The organism is Pseudomonas sp. TCU-HL1 (genome assembly GCF_001708505.1).
Lineage (GTDB): Bacteria > Pseudomonadota > Gammaproteobacteria > Pseudomonadales > Pseudomonadaceae > Metapseudomonas.
The window spans coordinates 1,268,548-1,286,741 of the sequence record NZ_CP015992.1; the positions used below are offsets into that span (position 1 = coordinate 1,268,548).

The window sequence follows — 18,194 nt, forward strand, 5'->3', positions numbered from 1 at the left end:
CGTGGTGCCCCGGGAGAGACTCGAACTCTCACTCTGTCGCCAGAAACGGATTTTGAATCCGCCGCGTCTACCATTCCGCCACCGAGGCACGATGGCGGCGCAGTATAGGGAGGCGCTCTGGCCCGGTCAATCCGTCTTCGTGGTCAGGAACGGCCATTTCCTGTACTATCTGCGCCCCTGCGATACGACCCCCCACCATGCGTGTAGCCGACTTTCACTTCGAGCTCCCTGAAGCTCTCATTGCCCGTCATCCTCTGGCCGAGCGCCGCGCCAGCCGCCTTCTCGTACTGGAAGGTGAAACGGGTGCCCTGAACCATCGGCACTTCGCTGATCTGCTGGAATACCTGCGCCCTGGTGATCTGATGGTGTTCAACAACACCCGTGTGATCCCCGCCCGACTGTTCGGCCAGAAAGCTTCCGGCGGCAAGCTGGAGATCCTTGTCGAGCGCGTGCTGGACAGCCATCGCGTGCTGGCCCACGTCCGCTCCAGCAAGTCTCCCAAGCCGGGTTCGACGCTGCTGATCGATGGTGGTGGCGAGGCCGAGATGGTCGCCCGTCACGATGCGCTGTTCGAGCTCAGGTTCGCCGAAGAAGTGCTTCCGCTGCTGGAGCGGGTCGGCCACATGCCGTTGCCACCTTATATCGATCGGCCGGACGACGCGGATGACCGTGAGCGATACCAGACGGTTTATGCCCGCCATGCCGGTGCTGTCGCGGCGCCCACCGCCGGGTTGCACTTCGACCAGGGGCTGCTGGACGCCATTGCCGCCAAGGGCGTGGAGAGCGCCTTCGTCACCCTGCACGTGGGTGCTGGTACCTTCCAGCCGGTGCGGGTGGAGCGTATCGAAGACCACCACATGCACCGTGAGTGGCTAGAGGTAGGTCAGGATGTGGTGGGTGCCGTCGCTGCCTGCCGCGCTCGTGGCGGTCGGGTGATCGCCGTTGGCACCACCAGCGTGCGCTCCCTGGAGAGCGCCGCGCGCGATGGCCAGCTCAAGGCATTCAGCGGCGATACCGACATTTTCTTGTACCCGGGTCGGCCCTTCCATGTGGTCGATGCGCTGGTCACCAACTTCCACCTGCCCGAATCCACCCTGTTGATGTTGGTTTCGGCCTTCGCCGGTTACCCGGAGACGATGGCCGCCTACGCCGCTGCGGTAGAGCAGGGGTACCGATTCTTCAGTTACGGTGATGCCATGTTCATCACCCGCAATCCCGCCCCGCGCGGACCCGAGGACCAAGCATGACGCGCACCTGCCGGATGAACTTCGAGCTGCTGGCCACCGACGGCAAGGCCCGTCGCGGCCGCCTGACCTTCCCTCGGGGTGTCGTCGAAACGCCTGCCTTCATGCCTGTAGGCACTTACGGAACCGTGAAGGGGATGTTGCCGCGCGACATCGAAGGCATCGGCGCGCAGATCATCCTGGGCAACACCTTCCACCTCTGGCTGCGGCCGGGCATGGAGGTGATCAAGCGTCATGGCGATCTGCACGACTTCATGCAGTGGCAGGGTCCGATCCTCACCGATTCCGGCGGCTTCCAGGTGTTCAGTTTGGGGGCCATGCGCAAGATCAAGGAAGAGGGCGTGACCTTCGCCTCCCCGGTGGACGGCGCCAAGGTGTTCATGGGGCCCGAGGAGTCCATGCAGGTCCAGCGCGACCTGGGCTCCGATATCGTGATGATCTTCGACGAGTGCACGCCTTATCCGGCTGACTTCGACACCGCCAAGCGCTCGATGGAGCTGTCCCTGCGCTGGGCCAAGCGTTCCAGCGTGGCTCACGGTGAGAGCACTGCGGCACTGTTCGGTATCGTCCAGGGCGGCATGCACGAAGAGCTCCGCATGCGCTCCCTTGAGGGGCTCAGCGAGATTGGCTTCGATGGTCTGGCCATCGGCGGCCTGTCAGTCGGCGAACCGAAGGAAGAGATGATCCGTGTGCTGGACTACCTGCCTGGCCAGATGCCGACGGACAAGCCGCGCTACCTGATGGGCGTCGGCAAGCCGGAGGATCTGGTGGAGGGTGTGCGACGTGGTGTGGATATGTTCGACTGTGTGATGCCGACCCGCAACGCGCGAAATGGTCACCTGTTCATCGATACCGGCGTGCTGAAAATCCGCAACTCGGTGCATAAGCATGACGATGCTCCGCTGGATCCGACCTGCGACTGTTACACCTGCAAACACTTCTCCCGCGCCTATCTGCATCATCTGGACAAATGCGGCGAAATGCTCGGCAGCATGTTGAATACAATCCACAACTTGCGGCATTACCAGCGCCTGATGGCTGGTTTGCGCGAGGCAATCCAACAGGGTAAATTGGCCGCCTTTGTCGATGCCTTCTATGCCAAGCGCGGACTACCGACTCCGCCCCTGGACTGATAAAGCCGCATATTTTCCGAGTCGATTTTTCAAATTTCCGCAACAGGAGTGCTAAATGAGCTTTCTGATTCCCGCCGCCTATGCCGACGCCGCCGCACCGGCCGCCGCTGCTGGTCCCGCTGGTACTGGTTTCGAGTGGGTTTTCCTGATCGGCTTCCTGGTCATCTTCTACCTGATGATCTGGCGTCCCCAGGCCAAGCGCGCCAAGGAGCACAAGACCCTGCTCTCCGGCCTGCAGAAGGGCGACGAAGTGGTCACCTCCGGCGGTATCGCCGGCAAGGTCACCAAGGTCACCGATGACTTCGTGGTCATCGAAGTGTCCGACAGTGTCGAGCTGAAGTTCCAGAAAGGCGCGATCGCAGCGACCCTGCCGAAGGGCACTCTGAAAGCGATCTAACGGATCCATGGATCAACACCGACGGGGCGCCATCAGGCGCCCCGCGTCATAACGGGCGGAGTCATGCTCAACAAGTACCCACTGTGGAAATATCTGCTGATCCTGGCGGTGCTGGCGATCGGCCTGGTCTATTCCGCACCCAATCTTTATCCGGATGACCCGGCTATCCAGATCAGCGGCACCAGCACTGCGCTGAAGATCCAGCAGTCCGACCTGGACAAGGCTACCGAGGCGCTGAAGCAAGCCGGTATCGAACTCAAGGCAGCCAGCGTCAGCGAGCGCGGTGGTCTGCTGCGCCTGACCGCGCTGGGCGACCAGCTGCCGGCCAAGGACGTGGTGCGCAAGGCGCTCGGTGACGACTACGTCGTCGCCCTGAACCTCGCTCCGACTACTCCGGACTGGCTGCGCAAACTCGGCGCCGCGCCGATGAAACTCGGTCTCGACCTCTCCGGTGGTGTGCACTTCCTGCTGGAAGTGGACATGGAGAAGGCCGTCGATGCGCGCCTGAAGATCTATGAGGGCGAGGTCCGTTCCCTGCTGCGCAAGGAGCGTGTGCGTTATCGCAGCCTGCCGTCTGTTGAGCACGGTTTCCAGCTCGGATTTACCGACAGCGAATCCCTGGACAAGGCCCAGGCGCTGATCCGCAAGAGCTTCACCGACTTCGACATGAGCACCAGCGAACGGGGTGGTCAGCAGGTCCTGCAGCTGGTTCTGACCCAGGCCAAGCTGGCCGAGATCCGCGAATACTCCATCAAGCAGAACCTGACCACCGTTCGTAACCGCGTCAACGAACTGGGCGTGGCTGAACCGATCGTCCAGCGCCAGGGCGCCAATCGTATCGTGGTTGAGCTGCCGGGCGTTCAGGACACTGCTGAAGCCAAGCGTATCCTTGGCAAGACCGCCAACCTCGAGTTCCGCCTGGCTGCTGAGGCAACTGCGAGCAAGGCCACCACTGAGTCCTTCGAGTTCCGCGAGCCGGGCCGTCCGCCAGTGCCGCTGGAGCGCAGTCTGATCATCACCGGTGACCAGGTAACTGACGCTCAGGCCAGCTACGACGAAAATGGTCGCCCGCAGGTGAACATCCGCCTCGATGGCCATGGCGGCGAGCTGATGAGCCGTGCTACCCGCAACAATGTCGGGCGCAGCATGGCGGTGATCTTCATCGAGCAGCGCCCGGTTACCCGCTACGTGATGCAGGACGTCGATGGCGTCCAGCAGGAAGTGGCGGTACAGAGCTTCAAGGAAGAAAAGAAGATCATCAGCCTGGCGACCATCCAGTCGCCGTTGGGCAGCCAGTTCCGTATCACCGGCCTGAACGGCCAGGGTGAGTCGTCCGAACTGGCCCTGCTGCTGCGTGCGGGTGGTCTGGCCGCTCCGATGTATTTCGCTGAAGAGCGCACCATTGGCCCGAGCCTGGGTGCCGAGAACATCGTCAAGGGCATCGAGTCCACCGAGTGGGCGATGATCTTCGTGTCGCTGTTCATCGTGGCGATCTATCGCTTCTTCGGCGTCCTGGCCACCGTCGCGTTGGCATTCAACCTGGTGCTGCTGGTCGGCCTGATGTCGGTGATCGGCGCCACCCTGACCCTGCCGGGTATCGCGGGTATAGTGCTGACGCTCGGCATGGCGGTGGACGCCAACGTGCTGATCTACTCGCGGATTCGCGAAGAGTTGAACAATGGCCTTTCGGTGCAGCGGGCGATCCATGAAGGTTTCGATCGAGCCTATTCCGCGATCGTCGACAGTAACCTCACCACCCTGCTGGTGGGCGGCATTCTGTTTGCCCTTGGCACCGGTCCGATCAAGGGCTTCGCCGTGACCATGTCGCTGGGGATCATCACGTCGATGTTCACTGCGATCATGTTCACCCGCGGCATGGTCAATCTGATCTTCGGTGGCCGCAACTTCAAGAAACTGTGGATTTGAGGCCTGCCATGATCAAGTCAACCATCCGTTTCATGGCGATACGCAACGTTGCGTTCGCCATTACCGTGATCATCAGCCTGATCGGTATCGGCAGCCTGTTCGCCAAGGGGCTGAACTTCGGCCTGGACTTCACCGGCGGTACCCTGATCGAGCTGTCGTACGAGAAGCCCGCCAACCTCGAGCTGATCAAGCAGGAGCTGGGTCAGGTGGGTTACGAGGACGCCGTGGTGCAGAGCTTCGGCGCGTCGACCGATGTGCTGGTGCGTCTCGCCGGCGAAGACCCGCAGCTCGGCAATAAGGTTGCCGAGGCCCTGCGCAAGGTGGATGCCGAGAGCAGGTTCGAGCTCAAGCGCGTGGAATTCGTGGGCCCGCAGGTCGGCGAGGAACTGCGCGACCAGGGTGGCCTGGCCATGTTGCTGGCCCTTGGCGGCATCCTGCTTTACCTGGCCTTCCGCTTCCAGTGGAAGTTCGGCGTGGGCGCCGTGGCCTCGCTGGTCCATGACGTGATCGTCACCCTGGGTATCCTGGCGTTCTTCCAGGTGCCTTTCGACCTCACCGTGCTGGCTGCGGTCCTGGCGATGATCGGTTACTCGCTGAACGACACCATCATCATCTTCGACCGTATCCGCGAGAACTTCCGCGTGCTGCGTCGTGCAGACCTGATCGAGAACATTGACGTGTCCTGCACCCAGACGCTGCTGCGGACCATTGCGACCTCGGTGTCTACCGCTCTGGCGCTGTTCGCGCTGCTGGTGTTCGGTGGTGATAGCCTGCATGGCTTTGCGCTGTCGCTGTTGGTGGGTGTGGTAGTGGGTACCTACTCCTCCATCTACATCAGCGCACCGGTGCTGATCTGGTTGAAACTGTCCTCCGAGGACCTGATTCCGCCGGCTAACACCGCTGAGGTGGATGAGCGTCCCTGAGGCGTTCGCGCGTCAGGCACGAGGCCCGGCAATTGCCGGGCCTCGTCGTTTCTGGCGAATGAGACTGCCGTCCCATTTATCGGATTATTCCGACGGGTTTGGGAACTTGACCATTTTCCCTTCATCCAAGGCAGGGAGTAGGGCATGAACGCCCGCGAAAGGAAGAGTCAGGAGGTTCGCGTGAACAAGTCGATGCTCGTCGGTGCTGTGCTGGGTGCGGTTGGTGTGACTGCCGGCGGCGCCGTCGCCACCTACAACCTGGTAGGCAATAGCGGCCCGGAGTATGCGGAAGTGCTCGCTGTCCAGCCGATCAATGAAACGGTGAAGACGCCCCGTGAGGTCTGCAATGATGTGGCGGTGACTCGTCAGCGTCCGGTCAAGGACCAGCATCAGATCGCGGGTACCGTTCTTGGTGCGGTGGCTGGTGGTCTGCTGGGTAACCAGGTGGGTGGCGGCACCGGCAAGAAGATCGCGACCGTCGCGGGTGCGGTAGGGGGTGGTTACGCCGGCAACAAGGTGCAGGAGCGCATGCAGGAGAGCGACACCTACACCACCACCGAAACCCGCTGCAAGACCGTCACCGACACCAGCGAGAAACTGGTGGGCTATGACGTGAGGTACCAGCTGGATGGCAAGGTCGGCCAGGTGCGCATGGACCATGATCCGGGTCGGCAGATCCCGGTCAGCGAGGACGGCCAGCTGATCATCACTCAGCAGCAGGCCGGTATCCAGGGGCAGCCCCAGGGTGGTGGTGCCGGAGTCCAGCAGTAAGCTGCATCAGCCAGGCAATAAAAAACCCGGCCGAGGCCGGGTTTTTTATGGTCGTGTGGAGTGCGATCAGCGCTTCAGCGACGGCGGCAGGTGCGGCTGGATGGCGGTGAGGACCGCCTTGAAGCACTTGGTGTTGCCGGCTACGACGTGACCCTTCTCGAGGAAGTCGTGGCCGCCGGTGAAGTCGCTGACCAGGCCGCCGGCTTCCTGCACCAGCAGGGCGCCCGCTGCCATGTCCCATTCGGACAGGCCGAACTCCCAGAATGCGTCGAAGCGGCCAGCTGCAACGTAGGCCAGGTCGAGGCTGGCGGAGCCGGCGCGGCGAATGCCGGCGGTCTGGCCGACCAGGCTGCGGAACATGCCCAGGTAGTTGTCGAGGTTGTCCAGCTGGCTGTCGCGGAAGGGGAAGCCGGTGCCCAGCAGTGCACCTTCCAGGCTTTTGCGCGGGCTGACGCGCAGGCGGCGGCCGTTGAGGGCGGCGCCACGGCCACGGCTGGCGGTGAATTCTTCCTGGCGGACCGGGTCCAGGACCACGGCGTGTTCCAGGCGGCCCTTGTACTTGCAGGCGATGCTGACGGCGTAGTGCGGAACGCCGCGGATGAAGTTGGTGGTGCCATCCAGCGGGTCGATGATCCACAGGTAGTCGGCGCCTTCTCCCTTGCCTTCCAGTAGACCGCCTTCCTCGCCGAGGATGCCGTGATTCGGGTACGCCTTGCGCAGTGCCTGGACGATGCACAGTTCGGCGGCGCGGTCGACCTCGGTGACGTAGTCTTTCGCATCCTTCTCGTTGATGGAAATAACGTCCAGGCGCTCGATCGAGCGGAAAATCAGTTCACCGGCGCTGCGAGCGGCGCGCAGGGCGATATTCAGCATAGGCTGCATGGGGGGATTCACCTGGGTCGTTAAAGAAGAAAGCCGCACATGGTATCAGAAAAAGCCGGACGCATGCAGGGTAGGCAGCCTGATTCGTGGCGTTGCGTCGGGGCCTCCGGTAATATTCCGTTCCCTTGAGGTTCCGCTGAGAGACTAGAGCGTTGCTGCAGAACATTCGCGTGGTACTGGTCAATACCAGTCACCCGGGCAATATCGGTGGTGCGGCCCGCGCCATGAAAAACATGGGTCTGTCGAAGCTGGTGCTGGTCGATCCTGAAGACTTCCCCAGTCCGGAGGCTCGCGCTCGTGCTTCGGGTGCCGACGACATCCTGGGCAGTGCGCAAGTGGTCAGCACCCTGGAAGAGGCGCTCGTGGGTTGCAGCCTGGCGATCGGGACCAGTGCGCGTGATCGCCGTATTCCCTGGCCGCTGCTAGATCCGCGCGAATGTGGCAAGACGTCCGTGCAGCAGGTGCAGGCCGGCGGCGAGGTGGCCCTGGTATTCGGTCGTGAGTACGCGGGGCTGACCAACGAAGAGCTGCAACGTTGCCAGTTCCATGTGCACATACCGTCGAATCCCGAGTTCTCCTCCCTGAACCTGGCGGCTGCCGTCCAGGTGCTGGTGTACGAGGTGCGGATGGCCTGGCTGGCGGCTGAGGGGCTGCCCAGCAAGGTCGAGAAGGTGGAAACCACTGCGATGCTCAACGCTCAGCCCGTGACCACTGATGAGTTGGAGCGCTTCTATGGACACCTGGAAAGCACGCTGGTGGAGATCGGCTTCCTTGATCCGGAGAAGCCCCGGCATCTGATGTCCCGTCTGCGTCGGCTCTACGGTCGCAGCGGTATCAGCAAGCTGGAAATGAACATCCTGCGTGGCATCCTGACGGAAACTCAGAAGGCGGCGCGGGGCGAAGTAAGCAAGCGGAGTGACACGTGATGTTCGAGCGCATTCGAGAAGACATTCAAAGCGTATTTCACCGTGATCCGGCTGCGCGAAATGCCTTCGAGGTGCTCACTTGCTATCCGGGCCTGCATGCTGTCTGGTTGCACCGCGTGGCTCATGCGCTCTGGATTGCCGGTTGGAAATGGCTTGCGCGCCTGGTGTCGAACTTCAGTCGCTGGCTGACCGGCATCGAGATTCATCCGGGGGCGAAGATCGGTCGGCGCTTCTTCATCGACCACGGTATGGGTATCGTCATCGGCGAAACCGCCGAGATCGGGAATGACGTCACCCTCTACCAGGGCGTCACTCTGGGTGGTACCAGTTGGAATCAGGGCAAGCGCCACCCGACGCTGGAAGATGGCGTGGTGGTGGGGGCGGGCGCCAAGGTGCTTGGGCCGTTCACGGTTGGTGCTGGTGCCAAGATCGGCTCGAACGCCGTGGTGACCAAGCCGGTGCCTGCAGGCGCAACGGCGGTGGGTATTCCTGGCCGGATCATCGTCAAGGCTGATCCTGAGCAGGAGGCCAAGCGTCAGGCCATTGCCGAACGATTCGGCTTCGATGCCTATGGTGTCGGCCAGGAAATGCCGGACCCGGTGGCGCGCGCCATTGGCCAGTTGCTGGATCATGTGCAGGCTGTGGATGAGCGTCTGGATGGTATGTGTAAGGCGCTTACCGCTCTGGGCAGTGACTATTGCGCCAAGGCGTTGCCGGAGCTGCGCGACGAGGACTTCGCGGGCGTCAAGGACGAAGAATCGAAGCCGGTTGCCTGAGTCTGTTCGTCCGGCCTTGGTCGAGGGTCATGGCTGGATTATTAGGATGCTAGCGGGATGTGCCTCTGATATCATGCTCGCCCCTGCAAAGTGCAATCCCGACTGTTTTAATCGGACTTATAGTTGACTTAAATAGTCGGGAATCGCATACTCGCTGCATTCCAGCGATCCCGTGGTACTCACCATGCGACTGACCACCAAAGGCCGATACGCCGTCACCGCCATGCTCGACCTGGCGCTGCATGCGCAGCAAGGTCCGGTGTCCCTGGCAGATATTTCCGAGCGTCAGGGGATTTCCCTGTCCTACCTCGAACAGCTTTTCGCCAAGCTGCGCCGCGGCAACCTTGTCAGTAGCGTGCGCGGCCCTGGCGGCGGCTACCAGCTGTCCCGTGATATGCACGGCATTCATGTCGCTCAGGTAATCGATGCGGTCAACGAGTCGGTGGATGCCACCCGTTGCCAGGGCCTGGGTGATTGCCATTCCGGTGATACCTGCCTGACGCATCACCTGTGGTGCGATCTGAGTTTGCAGATCCATGAATTCCTCAGTGGCATCAGTCTGGCCGATCTGGTCAACCGTCGCGAGGTTCAGGAGGTCGCTCAGCGGCAGGATCAACGCCGCTGTGGAAGCAATGGCAGGATGCCCCACCTCGATAAGATTGAAGCGTCTGCCATTGATTGAGCAGGGCGCCGGCCCGTGATTGGCCCTGATACCTGATAGGAGAGCTCCGATGAAATTGCCGATTTACCTCGACTACTCCGCCACTACGCCGGTGGACCCGCGCGTCGCTCAGAAGATGAGCGACTGCCTGCTGGTGGACGGCAACTTCGGTAACCCGGCGTCGCGTTCCCACGTGTTCGGCTGGAAGGCTGAAGAGGCGGTGGAGAATGCTCGTCGTCAGGTGGCAGAACTGGTCAACGCCGACCCGCGTGAAATCGTCTGGACTTCCGGTGCAACCGAATCCGACAACCTCGCCATCAAGGGCGTGGCGCATTTCTACAGCGGCAAGGGTAAGCACATCATCACTTCGAAGATCGAGCACAAGGCGGTGCTGGATACCACCCGCCAGCTGGAACGCGAAGGCTTCGAGGTCACCTACTTGGAGCCGGGCGAAGACGGCCTGATCACTCCGGCCATGGTCGAGGCCGCACTGCGTGAGGACACCATCCTGGTGTCGGTCATGCACGTGAATAACGAAATCGGCACCGTCAACGACATCGCCGCCATTGGCGAGCTGACTCGCGCCCGCGGAATTCTCTTCCACGTCGACGCCGCCCAGTCCACTGGCAAGGTAGAGATCGACCTGGAGAAGCTGAAGGTCGACCTGATGTCCTTCTCCGCCCACAAGACCTACGGCCCGAAAGGCATCGGCGCGCTCTACGTGCGTCGCAAGCCGCGCGTGCGCCTGGAAGCCATGATGCACGGCGGCGGCCACGAGCGCGGCATGCGCTCCGGCACCCTGGCCACCCACCAGATTGTCGGCATGGGTGAGGCTTTCCACATCGCCAAGCAGGAAATGGCCACCGAGCGCGTGCGCATCAAGGCCCTGGCCGAGCGTTTCTGGGCGCAGATCGATGGCATGGAAGAGCTCTACCTGAACGGTAGCGCCACCTCCCGCGTGCCGCACAACCTGAATGTCAGCTTCAACTACGTCGAAGGCGAGTCGCTGATCATGGCTCTGAAGGACCTCGCGGTGTCCTCGGGCTCCGCCTGCACCTCGGCTTCCCTGGAGCCTTCGTACGTGCTGCGCGCCCTGGGTCGTAACGACGAGCTGGCGCACAGTTCCATCCGCTTCACCTTCGGCCGATTCACTACTGCGGAAGAAGTGGATTACGCCGCCGGCAAGGTCCGCGAAGCGGTGAGCAAGCTCCGTGAACTGTCCCCGTTGTGGGATATGTATAAAGAGGGCGTCGACCTTTCCCAGGTCGAATGGCAGGCGCACTGACGCTCCCCTGATGAGTGAGGAATAGAAATCATGTCGTACAGCGAAAAGGTCATCGACCACTACGAAAATCCGCGTAACGTCGGCAAGCTCGACGCCGAGGACCCCAACGTGGGCACTGGCATGGTCGGCGCCCCGGCCTGCGGTGACGTGATGCGCCTGCAGATCAAGGTCAACGAACAGGGTGTCATCGAAGACGCCAAGTTCAAGACCTACGGCTGCGGCTCCGCCATCGCCTCCAGCTCCCTGGCCACCGAGTGGATGAAGGGCAAGACTCTGGACGAAGCGGCTTCCATCAAGAACACCACCATCGCCGAAGAACTGGCTCTTCCGCCGGTGAAGATCCACTGCTCGGTCCTGGCCGAGGACGCCATCAAGGCGGCCGTCCACGACTACAAGCAGAAGAAGGGTCTGCTCTAAGCGCTCGAACGAGTAAGGAATTGCAATGGCCATCAGCATGACCGAATCCGCCGCCCGTCACGTGCAGCGCTCCCTTGAAGGGCGCGGCAAGGGCGAAGGTATCCGTCTGGGGGTGCGTACGACTGGCTGCTCCGGTCTCGCCTATGTGCTGGAGTTCGTCGACGAGGTGACCTCGGATGACTTGGTCTTCGAGAGCTACGGCGTGAAGGTGATCATCGATCCCAAGAGTCTGAGCTACCTCGACGGCACCGAGTTGGACTTCGTTCGCGAAGGACTCAACGAGGGCTTCAAGTTCAATAACCCGAACGTGCGCGGCGAATGCGGCTGCGGCGAGAGCTTCAACGTCTGAGGCGTGTGTGGGAACTCCCTGTCATTTCGCCCTGTTCGACCTGAAGCCGGGTTATCGGCTGGATCTCGATCAGCTCGCGATGCGTTACCGCGAGCTGGCGCGTACCGTCCATCCCGACCGTTTCGCCGATGCCTCCGAACGTGAGCAGCGTCTGGCGCTGGAGCGTGCGGCGCAGCTGAACGATGCCTACCAGACGCTGAAATGCGCACCGCGGCGGGCGCTGTACCTGCTGGCCCTGAAAGGGCGGGAGTTGCCGCTCGAGGCGACGGTGCAGGATCCGCAGTTCCTGCTGCAGCAGATGCAGTGGCGCGAAGAGTTGGAAGAGTTGCACGACAGCGCCGACCTGGCTGGTGTCGACGTATTCAAGCGTCGGCTCAAGGGAGCCCAGGCCGAGCTGGATGGTGATTTCGCCGAGTGCTGGGACGACCCCGAGCGCCGGGAGGAAGCCGAGCGCCTGGTGCGCCGCATGCAGTTCATTGACAAGCTGACCCACGAAGTGCGCCAACTGGAAGAGCGCCTCGACGATTAACCCGCGATGCCGACCTGGTTGCCGGTACGCCTGATAAATAGACAAGCATGGCCTTACTGCAGATCGCTGAACCCGGGCAGAGCCCCCAGCCGCACCAGCGCCGTCTGGCGGTGGGTATCGACCTGGGTACCACCAATTCGCTGGTCGCCGCCGTACGTAGCGGCGTATCCGAACCCCTGCCGGACGCAGAGGGCCAGGTCATTCTGCCTTCCGTCGTGCGCTATCACGCCGATCGCGTTGAAGTCGGTCGCGGCGCCAAACAGGCCGCATCCAGTGACCCGCTGAATACCATTCTCTCGGTCAAGCGCTTCATGGGTCGTGGCCTGGAAGACGTAAAACTGCTGGGCGAGCAGTTGCCGTACCGCTTTGTCGGCGGCGAATCGCACATGCCGTTCATCGAGACCGTGCAGGGTGCCAAGAGTCCGGTGGAAGTCTCCGCCGACATCCTCAAGGCCCTGCGCCAGCGTGCCGAGGAATCCCTTGGTGGTGAGCTTGTCGGTGCAGTCATCACGGTCCCGGCCTATTTTGACGAAGCCCAGCGTCAGGCCACCAAAGATGCTGCGCGTCTGGCCGGGCTGAACGTCCTGCGTCTGCTGAATGAGCCTACCGCTGCGGCGGTTGCCTATGGCCTGGATAAGCAGGCCGAAGGCGTGGTCGCCATCTATGACCTGGGTGGTGGCACATTCGATATCTCCATCCTGCGGCTGACGCGTGGTGTCTTCGAAGTCATGGCCACCGGCGGCGACAGCGCCCTGGGTGGTGACGATTTCGATCATGCGATCGCGGGTTGGATGGTCGAGCAGGCCGGCCTTTCGGCGAACCTCGATCCGGGCGCCCAGCGCAGTCTGTTGCGCGCCGCCTGTGATGCCAAGGAAGCCCTTACCAATGCCGACAGTGTTGAGCTGGTCTATGGCAACTGGCGTGGCGTGCTGACCCGCGATCGGTTCGACGCCCTGATCGAGCCGATGGTGGTTCGCAGCCTCAAGGCCTGCCGTCGCGCCGTGCGTGACGCCAGCATTGAGCTGGATGAAGTTGAGGCTGTGGTCATGGTCGGTGGTTCCACGCGCGTGCCGCGAGTGCGCGAGGCCGTGGCCGAGATGTTCGGCCGTGAGCCGTTGACCGATATCGACCCTGATCAGGTCGTGGCCATCGGTGCCGCCGTGCAGGCCGATACCCTGGCGGGCAACAAGCGCGGCGAAGAGTTGCTGCTGCTGGACGTGATTCCCCTGTCGCTCGGCCTGGAAACCATGGGTGGGCTGATGGAGCGAGTGATTCCGCGCAATACCACCATTCCCGTGGCCCGCGCCCAGGATTTCACCACCTACAAGGATGGCCAGACGGCCATGATGATCCACGTGCTCCAGGGCGAGCGCGAGCTGATCAAGGATTGCCGCTCCCTGGCACGTTTCGAGTTGCGTGGCATTCCGCCCATGGTGGCGGGCGCGGCGAAGATCCGTGTGACCTTCCAAGTGGACGCCGACGGCCTGCTGGGCGTGACCGCCCGTGAACTGGCTTCCGGTGTCGAGGCGAGCATCCAGGTCAAGCCGTCCTACGGCCTGACCGATGGTGAAATCTCGCGCATGCTGCGGGATTCGTTCCAGTACGCAGGCGAAGACAAGAACGCCCGTGCCCTGCGCGAACAGCAGGTCGAGGCCGAGCGGCTGCTGGAGGCCGTGCAGGCCGCGCTGGAGGCGGATGGCGAACGTCTGCTGGACGACACCGAGCGCGCCGCCATCGCAGATAGCATGCAAACCCTGCGCGAACTGGCTGCCGGCAACGATGTCGCCGCCATCGAGACGCAGATCAAGCGCCTGTCCCAGGTGACCGATGCCTTTGCCGCGCGTCGAATGGATGCTGCTGTGAAAGCGGCCCTGTCCGGCCGCCGACTCAACGAAATCGAGGATTGACCCCAACATGCCGCAGATCATCTTCCTGCCCCACGCCGAGCATTGCCCCGAGGGTGCCGTGATCGAAGCAAAGCCGGGCGAAAGTATCCTGGACGCTGCCCTGCGCAGTGGCATCGACATCGAGCACGCCTGCGAGAAGTCCTGTGCTTGCACCACTTGCCACGTCGTGGTGCGCGAGGGCTTCAATTCCATGGACGCTTCCGACGAACTGGAAGACGACATGCTCGACAAGGCCTGGGGGTTGGAGCCGCACTCGCGGCTGTCCTGCCAGGCGCTGGTGGCTGACGAAGACCTGGTCGTTGAGATTCCGAAGTACACCATCAACCAGGTTTCCGAGGGGCATTGAGCATGAGCCTGAAATGGACCGACGTGCTGGAAATCGCCATTCAGCTGGCTGAATCCAAACCTGAAGTCGACCCGCGCTACGTCAACTTTGTCGATCTGCACAACTGGATCCTGTCCCTGCCGGAGTTTTCCGACGACCCGCAGCGCGGCGGCGAGAAGGTCCTGGAAGCCATTCAGGCCGCCTGGATCGAAGAAGCCGACTGACCGGCGAGCAGCCCCAGGGCTGCGGCCCTACGCATTTCCTCCTAACCCGCGTATAATTCGCGGGTTTAATTTTTCGCTTTAATCCTTGTTTCTGGAGTTTTCCATGTCTGTTGAACGTACTCTTTCCATCATCAAGCCCGATGCCGTTGCCAAGAACGTAGTAGGTGAGATCGTCACCCGCTTCGAAAAAGCCGGCCTGCGCGTCGTTGCTGCCAAGATGGTGCAACTGTCCGAGCGCGAAGCGGGTGGTTTCTACGCCGAGCACAAAGAGCGTCCCTTCTTCAAGGACCTGGTTTCCTTCATGACCTCCGGCCCGGTAGTGATCCAGGTTCTGGAAGGTGAGAACGCCATCGCCAAGAACCGTGAGCTGATGGGCGCCACCGACCCGAAGAAAGCCGACGCTGGCACCATCCGCGCCGACTTCGCCGTTTCCATCGACGAAAACGCCGTACACGGCTCCGACTCCGAGGCCTCCGCTGCTCGCGAGATCTCCTACTTCTTCGCCGCCACCGAGGTGTGCGCTCGCATTCGCTAATCGCGAATGGGAGAGGGTGAAGCCATGACTGAATCGACCGGTAAAGTGAACCTGCTGGGCCTGACCCAGCCGCAACTGGAAAGCTTCTTCGAGTCCATCGGGGAGAAACGCTTTCGCGCCGGCCAGGTGATGAAATGGATTCACCACTTCGGCGTCGATGATTTCGATGCCATGAGCAATATCGGCAAGGCCTTGCGCGACAAGCTCAAGGCCTCTGCCGAGATTCGCGGTCCGGAAGTGGTCAGTCAGGACATCTCCACCGATGGCACCCGCAAATGGGTGGTCCGTGTGGCTTCCGGCAGCTGCGTCGAGACCGTGTACATCCCGCAAGGCGGCCGCGGCACCCTCTGTGTCTCGTCCCAGGCCGGCTGCGCGCTGGACTGCAGCTTCTGCTCCACGGGCAAGCAGGGTTTCAACAGCGACCTCACCTCCGCCGAAGTGATCGGCCAGGTGTGGATCGCCAACAAGTCCTTCGGAACCGTTCCCGCGAAGATCGATCGTGCCATCACCAACGTCGTGATGATGGGCATGGGCGAACCGCTGCTGAATTTCGACAACGTGGTTTCCGCCATGAACATCATGATGGATGACCTCGGATACGGCATTTCCAAGCGCAAGGTGACGCTGTCCACCTCCGGCGTGGCGCCGATGATCGACAAGCTGGGCGAGGTGATCGACGTCTCCCTGGCGCTGTCGTTGCACGCGCCCAACGATCCGCTGCGCAACCAGTTGGTGCCGATCAACAAGAAGTACCCCCTGGCCGTGGTGCTGGATGCCTGCCGCCGCTATATCTCCCGTCTGGGCGAAAAGCGCGTGCTGACCGTCGAGTACACGCTGCTCAAGGACGTCAACGACCAGCCCGAACACGCCACTCAGATGATCGAGCTGCTCAAGGACTTCCCCTGCAAGATCAACCTGATTCCGTTCAACCCCTTCCCGCACTCCGGATACGAGCGGCCGAGCAACAATGCCATCCGCCGTTTCCAGGACCTGTTGCACAAGGCCGGGCACAATGTCACCGTCCGCACCACTCGCGGCGACGACATCGATGCAGCCTGCGGCCAATTGGTCGGCCAGGTCATGGACCGTACCCGCCGCAGCGAACGCTACATTGCCGTGCGCCAGCTGAACGCCGATTCGGAGGCGTCCGGCAACGCCGCGAACCGGAACTAGAGAAGGACAACCCATGACCCTGCGCGCTGCGCTGCTCCTCGTTTCCTCCGCATTGCTCGCGGCTTGCGTATCGACCGGCCAGGTCGATCCAATGAAGACCGACAAGGGCCGCGACGCAGCGCGTGACGCCTATATCGAGCTGGGCATCGGTTATCTCAAGCAGGGCGCCACCGAACGCGCCAAGGTGCCGCTGAAAAAGGCCCTGCAACTGGATTCCTCCAACGCCTATGCCAACGCAGCCCTGGCCCTGGTGTTCCAGACCGAGATGGAACCCGAACTGGCTGACCAGCATTACCGCAAGGCGCTGTCCTCCAACAATGATTCACGCATCCTCAACAACTACGGCAGCTTCCTGTTCGAACAGGGGCGCTACAAGGACGCGTACGAACGCTTCCAGCAGGCTGCCGACGACAACCTCTACCCCGAGCGTTCGCGTGTATTCGAGAACCTGGGGCTGACAGCCCTGAAGATGAACAACGTGGATCTGGCCAAGCAGCATTTCGACAAGGCGCTGCGCCTGAATCGCCAGCAGCCGATGGCGCTGCTTGAAATGGCGCAACTGTCGTTCGACGAGAAGCAGTACGTCCCGGCTCGCGATTACTACCAGCGGTATTCGCAGATCGCCCCGCAAACTGCCCGCAGCCTGCTGCTGGGGTCGCGTTTGGCCACCCTATTCGATGATCGCGACCAGGCCGCCAGCCTCGGTCTGCAACTCAAGCGACTTTATCCCGGCACGCCGGAATATCAGCAATACCTGTCGGAGCAAAGATGAAAGCGTCGCATCCCGAAGCTGTAGCGGCGACCCGCGCCAACCCGGGTGAAACCCTGCGTCAGGCACGTGAGAGCAAGGATTGGAGCCTGGGCGAGGTCGCCCGTAACCTCAACCTTACCGAGCACGCCTTGCGGCAGCTCGAGGCGGGTGATTTCGAGCAGTTGCCGGGCCATACCTTTGCCCGTGGTTATGTGCGTGCCTACGCCAAGCTGCTGGGCATGGAGCAGGCTGCCCTGGTTGCCGAGTTCGATCATTACACTGGTACCGATGCCAAGGGCAGCAGCGTTCACAGCCTGGGGCGCATCGAGGAGCCGGTGCGCCTGTCCCAGAGCGTGCTGCGTATCGTCAGCTTTGTGATCCTGCTGGCCCTTGGCGCCGTTGGTTTCTTCTGGTGGCAGGAGCATTCCAGCCGCAACAACGAAGAAGCTGCCAGCGTGAACATGGAACATGTGGAAGTGGAGAGTGCCGATGGCACTACCCAGATCCACCCGCTGGACGAGCCAGAAGATCAGGCTGTCGCTGAAGCGCAGGAAGGCCAGGCTCCGCTACCGGCCCAGGTACCGCCGGAAGCGGCTGCCCAGCCTGAGCAGCAGCCTGTCGAAGGCGCCCCCGCGGCTCCGGCTGCCGAGGCTGTGCCTGTTGCGCCGACAGTTCCGTCCCAGGCTCCGGCCGTTGCTGTCCAGCCTTCCGCACCCGCCGCGACCCCCAATGCGCCCACGGCCGTTACCCCGAACACTGTAGCTACTCCGACCGCGCCCGCCGCCGAGGCTCCTGCTCCGGTCGTGGCTCAGCAAGGCCAGGGCGTGGTGCGTCTCCAGTTCACCGCCAATTGCTGGACCCAGGTCACCGACGCCGACGGCAAGGTGCTGGTCAGTGGTCTTAAGCGCGCCGGCGAAAGCCTCGAGCTGGCCGGCAAGGCGCCGCTGGAAGTTCGCCTGGGCTTCGCTCGTGGCGTCCAGCTCAGCTACAACGGCCAGTCGGTCGATGTGGCGCCTTATGTCCGTGGCGAAACCGCTCGCCTGAAGTTGGGGCAATAAGC

At 62.3% G+C, this 18,194-nt stretch carries 21 protein-coding genes and 1 tRNA gene; 20 read left to right on the forward strand and 2 right to left on the reverse strand.

All coding sequences use genetic code 11. The features are described from left to right. Positions 1-2 precede the first annotated feature (2 nt). A tRNA-Leu gene (locus THL1_RS05875) sits at positions 3-88 on the reverse strand. Positions 89-197: 109 nt separating this feature from the next. On the opposite strand from THL1_RS05875, the gene queA reads away from it, so the two are divergent. The 6 genes from queA (at position 198) to THL1_RS05905 (ending at position 6,394) form a co-directional block, all read left to right on the forward strand. Then, positions 198-1,247, forward strand: a complete 1,050-nt coding sequence (gene queA / locus THL1_RS05880) for a tRNA preQ1(34) S-adenosylmethionine ribosyltransferase-isomerase QueA (RefSeq protein WP_069082381.1) — start codon at positions 198-200, stop codon at positions 1,245-1,247. A 14-nt stretch (positions 1,248-1,261) separates the two neighbouring features. After that, a complete protein-coding gene (gene tgt, locus THL1_RS05885; RefSeq protein ID WP_162493746.1) occupies positions 1,262-2,377 on the forward strand; it encodes a tRNA guanosine(34) transglycosylase Tgt in 1,116 nt (371 codons plus the stop codon). 55 nt (positions 2,378-2,432) lie between these two features. Next, positions 2,433-2,774 (forward strand): preprotein translocase subunit YajC, encoded by a 342-nt coding sequence (gene yajC, locus THL1_RS05890; RefSeq protein WP_069082383.1) that lies wholly within the window; start codon positions 2,433-2,435, stop codon positions 2,772-2,774. 63 nt (positions 2,775-2,837) lie between these two features. Further along, positions 2,838-4,700, forward strand: a complete 1,863-nt coding sequence (gene secD, locus THL1_RS05895; RefSeq protein ID WP_069082384.1) for a protein translocase subunit SecD — start codon at positions 2,838-2,840, stop codon at positions 4,698-4,700. An 8-nt stretch (positions 4,701-4,708) separates the two neighbouring features. Continuing rightward, entirely contained in the window at positions 4,709-5,623 is a 915-nt protein-coding gene (gene secF, locus THL1_RS05900; protein WP_069082385.1) for a protein translocase subunit SecF, read from the forward strand. Positions 5,624-5,803: 180 nt separating this feature from the next. After that, complete coding sequence (locus tag THL1_RS05905) at positions 5,804-6,394, forward strand: glycine zipper 2TM domain-containing protein (protein ID WP_069086424.1); 591 nt, start codon at positions 5,804-5,806, stop codon at positions 6,392-6,394. A gap of 66 nt (positions 6,395-6,460) precedes the next feature. Here THL1_RS05905 and suhB read toward each other — a convergent pair whose 3' ends face one another. Next, on the reverse strand, positions 6,461-7,276 hold the full coding sequence (gene suhB / locus THL1_RS05910; RefSeq protein WP_069082386.1) for an inositol-phosphate phosphatase: 816 nt from the start codon (positions 7,274-7,276) through the stop codon (positions 6,461-6,463). A gap of 152 nt (positions 7,277-7,428) precedes the next feature. Here suhB and trmJ point away from each other — a divergent pair, with 152 nt between their 5' ends. From trmJ to THL1_RS05980, 14 genes are all read left to right on the forward strand, one after another. Further along, positions 7,429-8,202: a tRNA (cytosine(32)/uridine(32)-2'-O)-methyltransferase TrmJ gene (trmJ, locus tag THL1_RS05915; RefSeq protein ID WP_069082387.1), complete on the forward strand. Its 774-nt coding sequence runs from the start codon at positions 7,429-7,431 to the stop codon at positions 8,200-8,202. After that, a complete protein-coding gene (gene cysE, locus THL1_RS05920; protein ID WP_069082388.1) occupies positions 8,202-8,978 on the forward strand; it encodes a serine O-acetyltransferase in 777 nt (258 codons plus the stop codon). Before trmJ ends, cysE begins: the two co-directional genes overlap by 1 nt. Positions 8,979-9,162: 184 nt before the next feature. Next, on the forward strand, positions 9,163-9,660 hold the full coding sequence (gene iscR, locus THL1_RS05925) for a Fe-S cluster assembly transcriptional regulator IscR (protein WP_069086425.1): 498 nt from the start codon (positions 9,163-9,165) through the stop codon (positions 9,658-9,660). Positions 9,661-9,709: 49 nt separating this feature from the next. Further along, complete coding sequence (locus tag THL1_RS05930; RefSeq protein ID WP_069082389.1) at positions 9,710-10,924, forward strand: IscS subfamily cysteine desulfurase; 1,215 nt, start codon at positions 9,710-9,712, stop codon at positions 10,922-10,924. A gap of 30 nt (positions 10,925-10,954) precedes the next feature. Continuing rightward, complete coding sequence (gene iscU, locus THL1_RS05935) at positions 10,955-11,341, forward strand: Fe-S cluster assembly scaffold IscU (RefSeq protein ID WP_069082390.1); 387 nt, start codon at positions 10,955-10,957, stop codon at positions 11,339-11,341. 25 nt (positions 11,342-11,366) lie between these two features. Then, positions 11,367-11,690, forward strand: a complete 324-nt coding sequence (iscA, locus tag THL1_RS05940) for an iron-sulfur cluster assembly protein IscA (RefSeq protein ID WP_069082391.1) — start codon at positions 11,367-11,369, stop codon at positions 11,688-11,690. A gap of 7 nt (positions 11,691-11,697) precedes the next feature. Beyond that, positions 11,698-12,219 (forward strand): co-chaperone HscB, encoded by a 522-nt coding sequence (gene hscB, locus THL1_RS05945; RefSeq protein ID WP_069082392.1) that lies wholly within the window; start codon positions 11,698-11,700, stop codon positions 12,217-12,219. Positions 12,220-12,266: 47 nt separating this feature from the next. Continuing rightward, positions 12,267-14,126 (forward strand): Fe-S protein assembly chaperone HscA, encoded by a 1,860-nt coding sequence (gene hscA, locus THL1_RS05950; RefSeq protein WP_069082393.1) that lies wholly within the window; start codon positions 12,267-12,269, stop codon positions 14,124-14,126. Between the two features lie 7 nt (positions 14,127-14,133). Next, positions 14,134-14,472, forward strand: coding sequence for an ISC system 2Fe-2S type ferredoxin (fdx, locus tag THL1_RS05955; protein ID WP_069082394.1), 339 nt, complete (start codon positions 14,134-14,136; stop codon positions 14,470-14,472). A 2-nt stretch (positions 14,473-14,474) separates the two neighbouring features. Then, positions 14,475-14,675 (forward strand): Fe-S cluster assembly protein IscX, encoded by a 201-nt coding sequence (iscX, locus tag THL1_RS05960; RefSeq protein WP_069082395.1) that lies wholly within the window; start codon positions 14,475-14,477, stop codon positions 14,673-14,675. A 103-nt stretch (positions 14,676-14,778) separates the two neighbouring features. Continuing rightward, positions 14,779-15,210, forward strand: coding sequence for a nucleoside-diphosphate kinase (gene ndk, locus THL1_RS05965; RefSeq protein WP_069082396.1), 432 nt, complete (start codon positions 14,779-14,781; stop codon positions 15,208-15,210). 24 nt (positions 15,211-15,234) lie between these two features. After that, positions 15,235-16,383, forward strand: a complete 1,149-nt coding sequence (gene rlmN, locus THL1_RS05970; protein ID WP_069082397.1) for a 23S rRNA (adenine(2503)-C(2))-methyltransferase RlmN — start codon at positions 15,235-15,237, stop codon at positions 16,381-16,383. Positions 16,384-16,396: 13 nt separating this feature from the next. After that, positions 16,397-17,155, forward strand: coding sequence for a type IV pilus biogenesis/stability protein PilW (gene pilW, locus THL1_RS05975; protein WP_069082398.1), 759 nt, complete (start codon positions 16,397-16,399; stop codon positions 17,153-17,155). Beyond that, on the forward strand, positions 17,152-18,192 hold the full coding sequence (locus THL1_RS05980; RefSeq protein WP_069082399.1) for a RodZ domain-containing protein: 1,041 nt from the start codon (positions 17,152-17,154) through the stop codon (positions 18,190-18,192). The genes pilW and THL1_RS05980 overlap by 4 nt, the downstream gene beginning before the upstream one ends. Positions 18,193-18,194: the final 2 nt, after the last annotated feature.